The organism is Pantoea sp. SGAir0183 (assembly GCF_043545505.1).
The window spans coordinates 1,634,922-1,650,176 of record NZ_CP028053.1 but is presented as its reverse complement, the minus strand read 5'-3'; the positions used below and the strand labels follow the sequence as shown (position 1 = coordinate 1,650,176).

General features: G+C 57.0%; 10 protein-coding genes. 7 read left to right on the top strand and 3 right to left on the bottom strand.

Annotated features, from left to right (window positions below; genetic code table 11):
- The first annotated feature begins 3 nt into the window (after positions 1 to 3).
- From C1N59_RS07725 to C1N59_RS07700, 6 genes are all read left to right on the top strand, one after another.
- On the top strand, positions 4 to 3,024 hold the full coding sequence (locus C1N59_RS07725) for a sarcosine oxidase subunit alpha family protein (RefSeq protein ID WP_394550511.1): 3,021 nt from the start codon (positions 4 to 6) through the stop codon (positions 3,022 to 3,024).
- On the top strand, positions 3,017 to 3,691 hold the full coding sequence (locus C1N59_RS07720) for a sarcosine oxidase subunit gamma (protein WP_081011341.1): 675 nt from the start codon (positions 3,017 to 3,019) through the stop codon (positions 3,689 to 3,691). The genes C1N59_RS07725 and C1N59_RS07720 overlap by 8 nt, the downstream gene beginning before the upstream one ends.
- Positions 3,692 to 3,757: 66 nt before the next feature.
- A complete protein-coding gene (purU, locus tag C1N59_RS07715) occupies positions 3,758 to 4,618 on the top strand; it encodes a formyltetrahydrofolate deformylase (RefSeq protein ID WP_164482139.1) in 861 nt (286 codons plus the stop codon).
- Between the two features lie 155 nt (positions 4,619 to 4,773).
- The gene (locus tag C1N59_RS07710) at positions 4,774 to 6,432 is read left to right on the top strand and encodes a BCCT family transporter (protein ID WP_039338067.1); all 1,659 of its coding nucleotides are present in this window, start codon (positions 4,774 to 4,776) and stop codon (positions 6,430 to 6,432) included.
- A 60-nt stretch (positions 6,433 to 6,492) separates the two neighbouring features.
- On the top strand, positions 6,493 to 8,376 hold the full coding sequence (locus tag C1N59_RS07705; RefSeq protein ID WP_033740948.1) for a DUF294 nucleotidyltransferase-like domain-containing protein: 1,884 nt from the start codon (positions 6,493 to 6,495) through the stop codon (positions 8,374 to 8,376).
- A complete protein-coding gene (locus C1N59_RS07700; RefSeq protein WP_033740392.1) occupies positions 8,376 to 9,134 on the top strand; it encodes a 3'-5' exonuclease in 759 nt (252 codons plus the stop codon). Before C1N59_RS07705 ends, C1N59_RS07700 begins: the two co-directional genes overlap by 1 nt.
- A 205-nt stretch (positions 9,135 to 9,339) precedes the next feature.
- Here C1N59_RS07700 and C1N59_RS07695 read toward each other — a convergent pair whose 3' ends face one another.
- On the bottom strand, positions 9,340 to 10,713 hold the full coding sequence (locus tag C1N59_RS07695) for an MFS transporter (protein WP_394550510.1): 1,374 nt from the start codon (positions 10,711 to 10,713) through the stop codon (positions 9,340 to 9,342).
- Between the two features lie 583 nt (positions 10,714 to 11,296).
- On the opposite strand from C1N59_RS07695, the gene fdhA reads away from it, so the two are divergent.
- Entirely contained in the window at positions 11,297 to 12,484 is a 1,188-nt protein-coding gene (gene fdhA, locus C1N59_RS07690; protein ID WP_058708382.1) for a formaldehyde dehydrogenase, glutathione-independent, read from the top strand.
- A 287-nt stretch (positions 12,485 to 12,771) separates the two neighbouring features.
- Here the strand turns inward: fdhA and C1N59_RS07685 are convergent, their stop codons facing one another.
- Both C1N59_RS07685 and yajD read right to left on the bottom strand, forming a co-directional pair.
- Positions 12,772 to 14,571 carry a DNA/RNA non-specific endonuclease gene (locus C1N59_RS07685; RefSeq protein WP_133745348.1) on the bottom strand — a complete coding sequence of 600 codons (1,800 nt, stop codon included), beginning with the start codon at positions 14,569 to 14,571 and terminating at the stop codon, positions 12,772 to 12,774.
- A 272-nt stretch (positions 14,572 to 14,843) separates the two neighbouring features.
- On the bottom strand, positions 14,844 to 15,191 hold the full coding sequence (gene yajD / locus C1N59_RS07680; protein WP_033740398.1) for an HNH nuclease YajD: 348 nt from the start codon (positions 15,189 to 15,191) through the stop codon (positions 14,844 to 14,846).
- Positions 15,192 to 15,255: the final 64 nt, after the last annotated feature.

Genomic DNA, 15,255 nt, shown 5'->3' with positions numbered 1-15,255 from the left:
CGCATGAGCCAGAAGAATCGCCTGCCGTCCGGCGGCAGAATTAACCGTTCCAGTACGCTGACTTTTACGTGGAATGGCAAGCCGTATCAGGGCTATGAAGGCGATACCGTCGCCTCCGCCCTGCTCGCCAACGGCATTGATATTGTCGGTCGCAGTTTTAAATACAGCCGTCCACGCGGCATTGTCGCCGCCGGCGCTGAAGAGCCGAACGCAGTGCTGCAGCTTGGCGCGACAGAAGCCACGCAGGTGCCAAACGTGCGCGCTACCCAGCAGGCCCTTTATGACGGCCTGGTCTGTTCGGCCACCAACGGCTGGCCGTCTGTCGAATCCGACCTGATGAGTCTGGTAGGCAACCTTGGCGGCAAAGTGATGCCGCCGGGGTTTTACTACAAAACCTTTATGTATCCGCAATCGATGTGGCCGACCTATGAGAAATTCATCCGCAAAGCCGCCGGTCTGGGTCGCGCGCCACGCGAGAAAGATCCCGATATCTATGACGCCATGAACCAGCATTGCGATCTCATGGTTGTGGGCGGCGGGCCTGCGGGCCTGATGGCGGCACTCGCCGCCGGTCGCAGCGGCGCCCGCGTCATCCTGGCGGATGAGCAGGATGAATTCGGTGGCCATCTGCTTGCCAGCCGGGAACTGATTGACGGCAAACCGGCAATGGAATGGGTCAACAAGGTGGTGGCGGAACTGGCGACGATGCCGGAGGTGACGCTGCTGACGCGCGCCACGGTGAATGGCTATCACGACCATAACTTTCTTACCGTTAACGAGAACCGAACCGACTACAAAGGCGATCGCGCTGCGGCGGCCCAGGTTCGCCAGCGTATGCACCGCGTCCGGGCACACTGGGTTGTGCTGGCCACCGGTGCCCAGGAGCGACCGCTGGTGTTTAGCCATAACGATGTACCGGGCTGCATGATCCCTTCTGCCATCTCCACCTACATCAACCGCTATGGCGTGGTGCCCGGGCACCAGCTGGTGCTGATGACCACCAATGACAGCGCTTACCGAACCGCGCTCGACTGGGCTGATGCGGGACGCGAGGTGGTCGCCGTGGTAGATACCCGAACCGTGACCAAAGGTGAACTGGCCGCCGCTGTTCGTGGCCGCGGTATTCGAATCATCACCGGCAGTGCCGTTATTGAAGTAAAGGGCAAAAAGCGCGTCAGCGGCGTCACGATTGCCGCCCTGGATAAAAAAGGTGAGGCGATCGCCGGCAAGCCCTTTTCCCTCACCTGCGACACCGTAGCCAGCTCTGGGGGCTGGAGCCCGGTCATTCATCTGGCGGGCCATACCGGCAGCCGTCCGGTCTGGAACACGGACGTGACGGGTTTCCTGCCCGGGCCGACACATCAGAAGCAGTTGACGGCAGGCGGCATCAACGGGCGCTATGCGCTTGATAACGTGCTGCAGGAAGGCATCAATGCCGGACAGGACGCTGCGCTGAAGCTGGGCCTGACGCCGGTCGAGGTCGCCCTCCCCGACGTGAAAAAGTGGCTGGAACATCCGCCCGCCGCCCTGTTCCATATTCCGCACATCAAACCGATCAGCCGCGCACCCAAGCAGTTTGTGGATTTGCAGAATGACGTTACGGCCGCCGGTATCGCTCTGGCAACGCGGGAAGGGTTTGAAGCGATTGAGCACATTAAACGCTATACGGCAATGGGGTTTGGTACCGATCAGGGAAAGCTGGGCAACATCAACGGCATGGCGATTGCCGCCAAAGTGATGGGCAAGAGCATCCCCGAGACCGGGACCACGGTATTTCGTCCGAACTATACGCCGATCGCCTTTGGCGCTATCGCGGGGCGTAACTGTGGTGAACTATTTGAACCCAAACGCTTCACCGCCATGCACCCGTGGCATGTCAGGCAAGGTGCGATGTTCGAGGATGTCGGCCAGTGGAAGCGCCCCTGGTACTACCCGCGTGCCGGCGAAACGATGCAACAGACGCTGGATCGCGAATGTCGTGCGGTGCGCAATGGCGTGGGCATTCTGGATGCGTCCACGCTGGGCAAAATTGATATTCAGGGCAAAGATGCCCGTGAGTTTATCAGCCGTGTTTATACCAACGCCTGGGCCAAACTGGGCGTCGGCAAATGCCGTTACGGTCTGATGTGCGGCGAAAGCGGCATGGTATTCGACGATGGCGTGACGTCATGCCTGGCGGAAAACCACTTCCTGATGACCACCACCACCGGCGGCGCGGCACACGTCATGGAATGGCTGGAGCTGTACCATCAGACCGAATGGCCGGAGCTGGAAGTGTTCTTTACCAGCGTGACCGATCACTGGGCCACGATGACCGTATCCGGCCCCGACAGCCGCAATTTACTGGCTGAACTGTGCAGCGACGTCTCGCTGGACAAAGAGACCTTTAAGTTTATGGACTGGCAGGAAGGCAAGGTAGCGGGCGTACCGGCACGACTCTTCCGTATCTCCTTTACCGGTGAGCTGTCGTTTGAGATCAACGTACAGGCCAATTACGGCCTGTACGTCTGGGAGAAACTCTTTGCGCACGGCGCAAAATACGATCTGACGCCTTACGGCACCGAAACCATGCATATCCTGCGCGCCGAGAAGGGATTCATCATTGCCGGTCAGGACACCGACGGCTCGGTGACGCCGCACGATCTCAATATGAGCTGGTGCGTCGCGGACACAAAACCGTTCAGCTATATCGGCAAACGCGGCATGGCGCGGGCTGACTGCGTACGTGACCAGCGCAAACAGCTGGTCGGGCTGAAAACACGCGATCCTATGATCGTCTTGCCGGAAGGCGCACAGGCGGTGGCCGATCCTGCTCAGCCTGTCCCGATGGATATCCTGGGCCACATCAGCTCCAGCTACTGGAGCGCTAACCTGAATCGCAGCATCGCCATGGGCTTTATCAAAGGCGGGCTGTCTCGCATGGGCGAAACCGTATTCTACCCGCTGGCCGATGGCCGGGTGGTCGAAGCGGAAATCTGCAGCACGGTCTTTATCGATCCGAAAGGAGAACGTCAACATGTCTGAAACCCTCTTACCTGAAACCAAACCGGCAAAGACTGTCAGACAGGTGGCGGTCATGGATCAGTGTGCGCCTGCGCAGGTACGCGCCGAATCCCCTCTGCATCACGCCGGGCTGGACAAGCTGGCGGCCAGCCATGCGCAGCCCGGTGGCGTTCAGCTGCGCGAACAGGCGCTGCTGGGCCATCTGGTGCTGCGCGGTTCACAGCAGAACCGGAGTTTTATGCGGGGTTGCCTGACGGTGCTGGGTGTAGCGCTGCCCACCGTCCCCCTTACCTCCTGTGAAGAGGGCGACATTTCTGTGCGCTGGCTGAGTCCCGACGAGTGGCTGGTGGTTCTGCCAATGGATCAGCTGTTTCCGGTGGAAAAAGCGTTGCGCGCAGAGATTGACGGTCACTACTCCGTGGTCAACGTCAGCGGCGGACAGACGATACTGACGCTCTCCGGCAAACATGCCATTGATGTGCTGAAGAAAAGCACGGTGTTGGATCTCCATCCCCGTGCGTTCCCGGTGGGCAAAGTCGCAGGTTCGGTATTTGCCAAAAGCAGCGCACTGATCCGCCGGACCGGCGAAGACCGCTGGGAACTGGTCGTCCGTCGTAGCTTCGCCGACTACATCTGGCTGTGGTTACAGGATGCCAGTCGTGAATATGGCCTGACCATTACGAAGTAATGCCCTGTTGTGCCGGCCGGACGCGTTTCCGACGGCACGCGTTTCTCTTCTTCACAGGAGCTGCCCATGAGCGCGCTGCCCGATTCATGGATTTTTACCGCCAGTTGCCCGAGTAAACTGGGTACCGTGGATGTTGTGACCCGATTCATGGCAGAGTCCGGTCACTACATCAATGAAATACACTCTTTTGATGACAGGGTCAGTCACCATTTTTTTATTCGCGTTGCCTTTTCACCCGCCTCCCCCTTCAGTACCGACCTTTTTCGGGATAATTTCACGCCGCGCGTGATGCCCTTTGAAATGCACTGGCAACTCACGCCGCCGCAGCATCGCGAACGCGTCGCTATTCTGGTGTCTAAATTCGATCACTGTCTTAACGATCTGTTATTTCGTCACCGCACCGGCCAGCTCAATATTGATGTCCCGCTGATCATTTCTAACCATCCCGATCTCTGTTCCCTGGCCGAATGGCACGGTATTCCTTATTACCATCTGCCGGTAAATAACGCGAACCGCGCCGAACAGGAAGCCCGCATTATGGCGCTGCTGGCGCAGCATCATATCGACCTGGTAGTGCTGGCCCGTTATATGCAGGTCCTGTCACCTGCCATGTGCGAAAAACTCGACGGAAAAGCCATCAATATTCATCACTCCCTGCTGCCGGGCTTTAAAGGCGCGCGCCCTTACCATCAGGCCTGGGAAAAAGGGGTAAAAATGGTCGGCGCCACTGCCCACTATGTGAATAACGATCTGGATGAAGGGCCGATTATTACCCAAGGCATTCAGAGCGTCGATCACGCCCTTTATCCGGATGACCTGATTAGTCGTGGACAGGATATTGAGCGGGTAACGTTATTTAATGCCGTGCGTTATCACGTCGAAAAACGGGTGTTTTTAAGCGGCAAACGTACGGTGGTGTTCAGCTGAATGAAAGGAAAGGAGACTGATAGCCGCACTCTTGCACCACAGGAAAACAGGGATTGTCAGGGATGAGCGAAACGATGTCCGTTAACTAAAACAGAGCCAGCCCGGCGTGCTGAGGATGGCATTAACAACAACGAACAAATCGCGAGGAAATGATTATGGCAGACGCCAGAGATCCCATGCTGCCTGACGGGGACGTCGCACCTTATGATACTGATTATCAGGTGGGGCAGGACAATATCGTGGTAAATGTTGGCCCCTTCGGTCTGGATATTCACAACCGGGTATTTGTTCTCTCCGGGATGGTCATTATTGCCTTTATCGTTTTAACGCTCGTCTTTCAAAGTGATGTGGCACCGCTGTTTAAAGGAATGCTGAACTGGCTGACCACCCGACTCGACTGGTTCTTTATCAGTGCCGGAAATATTTTTGTTCTTCTCTGTCTCGGCCTGATTATTTCCCCCCTCGGTAAAGTGCGCCTCGGCGGCACGCTGGCCCGCCCTGACTACAACTACGTGACCTGGTTCTCCATGCTGTTTGCCGCCGGAATGGGCATTGGCCTGATGTTTTATGGCGTTTCCGAGCCTTTGTCGCACTTCTCCAGCTCAATGGGTGGCACCGTTGTGGAAAACGGTGTACGTACCGACTGGGCTCCCCTGAATGGCGCAGTTGGCGCGGCCGACAATGCGCAGCAGCTGGCGATGGCCGCCACGATTTTTCACTGGGCGCTGCATCCCTGGGCCATTTACGCCTTTCTGGCATTAGGTCTGGCGCTGTTCTCTTTCAATAAAGGTTTACCGCTGACGATCCGCTCGCTGTTTTATCCGCTGTTGGGCGACGCGGTGTGGGGCTGGCCGGGACACATCATTGATATCCTGGCTGTACTGGCGACGCTGTTTGGTCTGGCAACCTCGCTGGGGCTGGGCGCTTCCCAGGCGGCGTCCGGCCTGAATTTTCTGTTTGATGTGCCATTAGGACAAACTACGCAGATTGTCCTGGTGATCGTCATCACCGCGATTGCCACCTTTTCGGTGGTGGCCGGGCTGGATGTCGGCGTACGGCGGTTATCTGAAGCCAACATGATTCTGGCTGGGTTACTGCTGCTGTTTATCATTGTGGTCGGCCCTACCCTGATTTTGTTTAGCGGTTTTTTCTCAAACCTGGCTTCCTATCTTGCGTTTTTGCCCGCCCTGTCGAATCCGGTTGCCCGCCCTGACAGCAATTTTGCCGCAGGCTGGACCTCGTTTTACTGGGCATGGTGGATCTCATGGTCGCCCTTTGTCGGGATGTTCATTGCACGCATCTCGCGTGGTCGCACGGTGCGTGAATTCATGATCTCGGTACTGCTGGTGCCGTCACTGGCCTGCGTGCTGTGGATGACGGTGCTGGGCGGCACCACCATTCATCAGTATTTCACCGAAGGCTATCAGAGCATTGCCGATGCTGTTCTGCCGCTGCAGTTGTTCACCATGCTGGATACGTTGCCGCTGGCAAAAATCACCTGCGTGGTGGCGATTATTCTGGTGGTGGTGTTTTTTGTGACGTCGGCGGATTCGGGCACGCTGGTCATCGATATTATTGCTTCCGGTGGCAAGATCGACTCTCCCACTTCACAGCGCGTGTTCTGGTGCGTGTTTGAAGGGCTGGTTGCGATAACGTTGATCCTCGGCGGTGGGCTGGATGCGCTACAGGCGATGGTGGTCTCGACCGGGCTGCCGTTCGCACTGGTCTTGCTGATCGCCTCAGTCGCGGTGGTGAAAGGACTGATGTCAGAACCGCGGCTGGCACGTTCTGCCCCTGCGGTGCGTAATCAATAAGTCAGCGTTGAGCGGACCGCGCAGGTCAGGCTGTCCGCTGTGGCAGAAAAGGAGGTCACCGTGCAGTCAGCCCATCAGGAAATTATCGACTTCATTCAGCGCTATCCGCCGTTTGACACCTTACCGCTCACGGCGCTGGCGCGCATCGCCGCGCACATTGAGGTCAGCTATTTCAAAGCCGGAACGCCTGTTCTCACCTTTGGCCAGCCTGTCGATGCCTGGTATGTGATTCGCAGCGGCGCGGTGGAAATCTACCGACGCAATGGCGATCTGTATAACCGACTGACGGCCGGGGGCTATTTTGGCGAATTTGGTTTGTTGCGCGAAAACAGCGTACGCTTTCCGGTGACCGCGCTGGAAGATACGCTGACTTACCTGATCCCGGCCCCGATTTTTAATGCGCTGTTTCGCAAATACGAGGAATTTGCCGATTTAGTGGAAGTGGAGGACCGCACCCGTCTCCGGCAAACCGTGGCGCGCACAGAAGAGGCTAACGGCCTGATGGCCTCACGCATTGAGGCCCTGATTAGCCGACCGCCCGTTACCCTCGACAGCCGTGCCACGGTGCGCGACGCCGCGGTGAAAATGAGTAAAGAGGATGTCTCCTCGCTGTTGATCGTGACGCCGATGGCAGAAGTTAACCCCGCCGTCAGGCCGGCGCTGACCGGCATCGTGACGGATAAAGACCTGCGTGAGCGGGTCATCGCGGGTGGACTCGGGTTTGAGACACCGGTGAAGGCGATCATGACCGCACCGCTGAACCACGTGGAACATTATCAGCTGGTGTCTGAAGCGATGCTGACCATGATGCAGCACAATATTCATCATCTGCCGGTGATGAAAAACGGCTGTCCTGTCGGCGTGATTTCACAATCGGACATTATCCGCTACGAATCGCAAAACAGCCTGTTTATCGTCAGCCGTATTTTTCACTGCCAGCGCCCGGACGAACTAAGCGCCCTGAAAAACGAGGTGCGTGCCTGTTTCAGCCGCATCGTACGTGAAGATGCCAACTCACAGATGACTGGCCGCGCCATGGCGGTCATTGGTCGCAGTTTCACGCAGCGCCTGCTGGCGCTGGCCGAGGCGGAACTGGGGCCGCCGCCGGTCCCCTACTGCTTTATTACCCTGGGTTCGATGGCCCGCCAGGAGCAACTGCTCGTCACCGATCAGGATAATGCCCTGATCCTGGATAACCGTTATGACCCACTGCGCCATGCGCCCTATTTTATGGCGCTGACCCGACGCGTGAGTGACGGGCTGGACGCCTGCGGCTATCGCTACTGCAAGGGAAATATCATGGCGACAAACAGCCGCTGGTGCCAGCCGCTCTCCGTCTGGGAACGCTATTTTGATGAGTGGATCGATTCGCCCTCACCGCAATCACTGCTGGACAGCGCGATTTTCTTCGACCTGGACGCCGTCTGGGGCCAGGTGGAATGGGGAGAACAGCTTAACCAGCGTATCAGACACAAAGCGCGGCACAACGCCCGTTTTCTCGCCTGTCTGGCGCGCAATGCCTTGCTGCGAAAGCCGCCGCTGGGGTTCTTTAAAAACTTTGTGATGGAGCCCTCCGGCCAGCATACGCAATCCATCGATATGAAACGGCGCGGAACGGCCCCGCTGGCCGATCTGATTCGTGTGCATGCGCTGGCGGCGGGCGCAACGGCGCATAACTCCTTTGATCGGCTGCAGACGATTATGCAGGCCGACATTTTGCCCCACGGACGCGGTCAGGATCTGCGGGATGCGCTGGAGTTTATTTCGATGGTGCGCATCCGCCACCAGGCGCAGGATGTGGAGAACGGCCAGGAACCGGACAACCGGATTGAACCGCTTAATCTGTCTGACTTTGAGCGCAAGAATCTGAAGGATGCCTTTCAGATCCTCAGCAATGCGCAAAAATTTTTAAAATATCGCTATCAGCCAGGGCGGAGCGTTTAATGCTGCATATCAATAAAGCATTGCTGTCGCCCTGTGTCCGCGCCCGCCAGGACAGCGTGCTGCCGCAGGACTGGCCCGCCGTCCTCGCCAGACGGGCCAGGGAAACGCGCCATGCCGCGCTGAAAAACTACTACTTGTCTGGCATGCCGTCACCCGATACACCGTTGTCCGACGTTCCCTTACTGGCGATGGATTTTGAAACCACCGGCCTGAATCCTCAGCATGATGATATTGTCAGTATCGGTTTACTGCCGATGAGCCTGTCGCGCATCCGTATCCAGGGCAGCCAGCACTGGATACTGAATCCGCGTGCCGACCTGCGAACAGAGTCGGTGGTTATTCACGGCATCACACATTCCGCTATTGCCCGCGCCCCGGACCTGAATGCTGTGCTGCTCAGGCTGCTGGCAATGATGGCGGGAAACGTGATGGTGGTCCATCACAAAGGGATTGAACAGCCTTTTCTGGATGCAGCATTTAAAAAGCGCATTGGCGAAGGCATTGTGTTCCCCTGTATCGATACGCTGGCGCTGGAGGCGCGCGTTATTGCGGCACAGCGGCAAAACGGCTGGCGACAGAAATGGTGGCGACCGCGCCCCCGACTGTCGTTGCGCCTGTCTGACTGTCGGGCCCGTTATCATCTGCCGCACTATCCGGCCCACAACGCGCTGACCGATGCGCTGGGCTGCGCCGAACTGTTGCAGGCGCAAATTGCGCATCATTTCTCAGCCAGCACGTTGCTTGGCGATCTTGGGTGACTCGTCGGGTCACGCTTTCTCTGACGTGTTGACACCGCAATGGGTGATAAGCACCTGCCCTGCGATGCTGCACAGTCCCTGGCCTGCTTCGCGCCGATGCCGCCCCTCGCTATGCGGAGGAATGTTTATGTCGCAGTTTTATGCACTGCCAGCGAGGCCATCAGAAGATAACCCGGGCGGGTGCCCGGTTGGTGACCCTTATGCCTCACACCGGCTCCTTGCGGGCGACCGTCCCCACGTGCTTTACCGCACCCTGTTGCCGCGAATGCGGATGTGCGGCGTCATCCTGCAAAGAAATACGTGAGGTTTCGGGCAAGCTCAGCCCGCCCGCCAGCGCCAGCACCGCGACCGCAACAAGATAAAAGGCCGGTGACAGCGTATTGCCTGTGTAGTCAATGAGCCAGGTTGCCACCAGCGGTGCGGTGCCGCCGAAAAGCGTATAGGCCAGATTGTAGGTAATGGCAGAGGCGGTATACCGTGCCCGCGTGGGGAAGACTTCGGAGAGTAACGCGGCCGTCACGACGCCCGAAAACACCGCCCCCGTCGCTAACAGCATATCCCCGAGGATGGCGGCCCAGAGCAGGCCCGAACTGGCCAGCCACCAGGCCGGTAAGACACTTACGATCACCCATCCGCCCGTGACAGCCACCGTCTTTCTTCTGCCTATCCCGTCACAAAGCGCTCCCGCTACCGGACAGAGCCCCGCCGCAAACAGCAGCGCGAGGAAGGAGACCAGCAAGGCCGAGGCCCGACTGAAGTGGCCCTGCAACTGGAGAAAGGTCGAGAAGTAGGTGGTAAACATATAAAACGTCAGCGCGGTTAAGGCGATAAAGGCCCCCAGCCGCAGGATGTTTCCTGTCTGCTGGCGTAACGTGTCAGCAAGTGCCGCATGTGTTCCCGCCTCTTCGCGACGTGCAGCCCGGAAAGCAGGCGTCTCTTCCATACGAATGCGCAGATAAATCCCCACCAGCCCCAGCGGGGCCGCAATCAGAAAAGGAATACGCCAGCCCCACGCGCGCATCTGATCCTGGCCCAGCGCGGCATCTGACAGAAAAGTGATAACTGCCGCAGCCGCGAAAGCAGAAAACGTCGAGACCGTGATAAAGCTTCCGTACCAGGCGCGTTTGCGTGGCGGTGAATGCTCCATCACATAGGCGCAGGCTCCGGCATATTCCCCTCCTGCCGAAAATCCCTGAATACAGCGGGCCAGCGTCAGCAGAATCGGGGCCATGATCCCCAGATGCCTGTCGGTCGGAAGCAGGCCAATCAGCGTGGTCGCGCCCGCCATCATGAGTACCGTCAACGATAAGATACGTTTACGCCCATATTTATCCCCCAGCATACCGAATATCACCCCACCTAATGGCCGCAAGGCAAACGCCACGGCAAACACCAGGAACGTCTGTAATAAGGCGGTCTGCGGAAGTGCCTGTGAAAAAAAGTTTTGGGCAATAATCGTGGCCAGGAAACCATAAACGGCAAAATCAAACCACTCGACAAAATTACCTATAGCGGCAGCGGCGGTTACCTTTCTGAGCGTAGCGGGCGACGCGGGCGACGCGGGCGTAACAATATTCATTGTCCTGTTCCTTCTACGTAATGATTAACACTCAGCGACCATTGCGGTTGATGATATATTGCGGTCGATATGCCAGAAATAACCGTCAGCGATACGGTAATCCTCTGGCGATAACGATCGCAGGGTATTCAGGCACGATATTCTGACGCGTTATTTCGTAACTGCCGGGTTATTGCAACCCTTAATTAAAACCTGACCGCCTGAAAAAAATGAAGTCAACACGCGTGAGCTAATTCATTTTTATCATAGCACTGTCTGACGTGAAATAACGGCATAGGAAAAGCCTATGTAATAATAAGCGACGTTGTCGCCGACAGATAATTACAGGTCGTTTTTATTAAAATCATTTTATTTATTTTCGACAGGATGTCCGGACAGGCTTTATTGCACAATGGCGATCTGTTTTTATTATTTCTGTCGATGTCGCCATTCTGCGTTTTTTCCCGTCCCGATGTCGTTGTCAGATCATTTAAGCACCACTGACTTGCTTACACTGCCTTTGCAGACCGGTAAGTACCTCACCCTACATGCATGATACCGCGCTGCCAGACAGACCTCTTAATCAGCCAGACAGGACATTACTATGGGAAACGCTTCCAATAAAGGTGTGGTATATCAGGGGCCCGGTAAGGTTGAAGTGATGGATATTGCCGATCCGAAATTCGTCAGCCCCGCGGGTAAAAAAATCGATCACGCGGTCATCATCAAAGTGCTGTCGACCAATATCTGTGGCTCCGATCAGCACATGGTACGTGGACGCACCACCGCACCGGCGGGCATGGTGCTGGGGCATGAAATTACCGGCGAAATCATTGAAAAAGGCACCGACGTTGAAATGCTTAACGTGGGAGATATTGTCTCTGTCCCCTTCAACGTGGCCTGCGGACGTTGTCGCTGCTGCCGGGAACTGGATACCGGCGTGTGCCTGACGGTTAATCCGGCACGCGCTGGCGGCGCATTCGGCTATGTCGATATGGGCGGCTGGGTTGGCGGACAGGCAAAATATGTCATGGTGCCGTATGCCGATTTTAACCTGTTGAAGTTTCCTGACCGGGATCAGGCGCTGGCAAAAATTCTGGATCTGACCATGCTGTCAGACATTCTGCCGACTGGCTTTCATGGTGCGGTCACGGCGGGCGTGGGCGTCGGTTCGATGACCTATGTCGCGGGTGCGGGCCCGGTTGGCCTGGCCGCGGCAGCCTCAGCGCAAATTCTGGGTTCAGCGGTAGTTATGGTGGGTGACTTCAATCAGGATCGCCTGGCGCATGCAGAAAAAATGGGCTTTGTGCCCGTCGACCTGAGCAAACACGATCGCCTGGGTGAAATGATCGCGGATATCATCGGCGTGCCGGAAGTCGACTCGGCGATTGATGCGGTCGGCTTTGAAGCGCGGGGCCATTCGGGTAAAGAGCAGCCGGCTATTGTCCTGAACAGCATGATGGCTGTCACCCGGGTGGCCGGTAAGATTGGTATTCCGGGACTGTATGTAACAGACGATCCGGGCGCTCAGGAGCAGGCAGCCCGTGAAGGATCCCTGAGCCTGAAGTTTGGCCTGGGCTGGTCAAAGGCGCAAACCCTGCACACCGGACAAACGCCAGTGCTGCGATATAACCGCCAGCTCATGAATGCAATTTTGCATGACCGGTTACCCATCGCGAAAATTGTGAACGCCAAAGTGCTGCCCCTTGAACAGGCGGCCGAGGGTTATGCCAGCTTTGATGCCGGTGTGGCCGCCAAATATGTCCTGGATCCACACGGTTTGCTGGCGTAGGCCTTGTCTGCCCCGATGCCGGGACAGGTCTCGGCATCGGCTTACTGTCTTCTTGCCGCCAGTGGCGCATTTAACCCGTCGGGTTAATGTCATGGTTTAGACAGGGCGAGCCGCGAACACATGCAGCGATCGTTCGGCTGAATCTCAGGCTGGCATACTGCTCAGGGCGTTGCTGGCGGGCAAGTCGGCCGACACGTCAGTGGTGACAATCTACGAATGCTGCCCGTTCGGAACACCAGAACGGGCAGTATGATGTCCTTTGCATTCAGCCGATTGCCGCCGTCCCTTTATAACACCTCAGACCAGCTCATAATCAGCTTTGCCTGCACAGGATCGGCCAGCAGGCTGGGATCGGGTTGCCAGCTGTCCCAGTCGCGGAACGCGCTGAAATCAAGCCCGGTGAGTGTTTCCAGTGAACGAATCGAAACGCGGTATTCGTCCACCTGCGGAACCGCTTCCGGCTGCTGAAGCGGCAGTACGCGGCGCGGTTCGTCCAGCAACTTATCCTGACTGACCAGCAGTGCAGTGGCCTGCGGCGTGCCCTGCGGCCCGATGCGCAGTACCACTTTCCAGAACATCAGCGGCACCTGTAAGTTCCCGTATTGCCGGTGTTGATCGTTAAGTACCGGTCCGGTCAGCACGCTAATCTGCTGTTTAGTTTTTAACACACCATATTCCAGGATGTAGCGCTCAACACCTTGCCAGTACTGCACACTCTGGTTAAAGCGAAAATGCTGCGGTGAACAGTTGGTAAAGTGAAACGTGTCTTTATTGGCGCGCACTGCTTCGGCCGCGGTGCCCCAGGTAGGATCGCTACGGCGGGTGAGATGGCCCCGATCAAACCAGCGGCTGAATTCACTATAGAACGCCTGGCCGGTGATATAGCGACTGTCGATACGGCTGTCTTCATACCAGCGGTCGCCTTCAGGAAGCAGCGAAGGTTGTCCACTGCCGCGGTCAATATTGATGTAGCGCGCACCATCAATATTGGTGGCTGTGAAAAAGGCCAGCTTCCGCCCTGCGCTCATGATCAGCGAGAAGTGCTCATAATCCAGCGTGGCTTCTGCACCGCTGCGCCCATTACGCAGCGGTGCGACTTCACTGGCGCGTGGCGCGATAATGCCGGCGACATCAACATGCGTGCCCGACAGAAAGCCCGCCTGATAACCGTCGCGATTAGCGTAATTTTCATCGGGTGCAGCGGCACTGGGCAACACCTGTTCCGCTGCAGGCTCAGCCTTGAGCGCCTGCATCAGCGACGATTGCCAGGCTTCAGGTAACGTCGGCAGCGCGCCTTTAAGCCAGTCGGTAAGCGCGCTGATGCGGATGCCTTCATTGACCCATTTTCCGTTCTCTTCCACGCCGCCGTGATGAAGCGCCACCAGCTGCCAGCTGTCATTGAAAACGGGTGCGCCCGACGAGCCACCTTCGCTGTCGGCTTCGTAGTGCAAAAACTCTTCATGACGGGCTAACAGTGCATTATTGCGCAGCGAGACCTGCTGCGGCGCACCGCCGGGATGGTGGATAAGATTAAGGTGGATGCCCAACGCATGTTTATCGTTGCGGTCATTGAGCGCCAGCGGCAGCGGTTGCTCGCCACTGTCGTCAAGCGCGTCGCCTAACGCGATCAGCGTGCAGTCCAATGCTTCGGTCGGGCTGGTGAGCCAGAAGCGTTCCGCATCCACACTGAAAAGACGTCCCTGAATCATCTCACCCGCTTCTCCCTGGCGGTAGCCAAACTGAAGCGTAATACGGCCTTTTTCAGGCGGTTCAGGTAACAAATGGTGATTCGTGACAAACAGGTTGCCCCAGGTTAAAAACCCACTGCCTTTGGGTACGCCATCTTCCCTGACCAGTGCCACCGCCCTGGCGGCGCTCAGCCCCTGCTGCAAAAAAGAGACGGGCAGCAAATCATTCGTGCCGATGATGACCTGTTGTCTGGCGCGTTGCTGAAAGGCATAACGCTGTGCGCGTCGTGAATCAGGTTCCGCTGGCAGACCCTGACTCAGCGCCGTGCGCGTCTGTTGCCGCTGTCCGGCTGTCAACGCCAGCCTTGCGGCAATCTGTGCTTGCAGTTGCTCGTTCATTCACTTCTCCATGGTCGACGGTGCCCCTTTAACCATAGCTGTTTAAAACGGAGTACGCGGCAGGTGAGCACGTCAACGGGCATACTGCACTTTTGCACTGAGAGGCGAACGACATCACCAGGCTGTTGATTCAGCCTCGTGCTGAAGGGCTTTGCCCCTGGGGGATAAGCTGCGGACAGTCAGAGAGGGAGTGAATAGCAGGCGCATAAAAACGGATGCGCGTCTGGCCGCTGTCAGGCGCGAACGCAAAGGTCACGTCCGGGCCTTCAGTCTTACTTTTTCTTATCCAGCATTGCCTTTAAATCCGCAAAGGGATTATAGGTGGCTTCGCCCACGTCTTTTTGCGCGTCCTCACCCGCCACAACCCGGGTGCCATACTGGTCAGCTTCCGTATACTTCGAGTGTTCGTGATCGTGGCAGTACAGGCACAGCAATTCCCAGTTACTGCCATCTTCCGGGTTATTGGTGTGGTCGTGATCAATATGATGAACCGTTAATTCACGCAGGTTGGAATAGACAAACTCGCGCGAACAGCGCCCACAAACCCATGGATAGATTTTCAGGGCTTTCTCACGGTAGCCACTTTCAAGCCGTGAGTAGTTTTTTGGAATCAACGCCATGACGATATTACCTGTGATAAAGAGTGTTTGAGACAAGCTACAGGGACGAATGCTGCATACTACG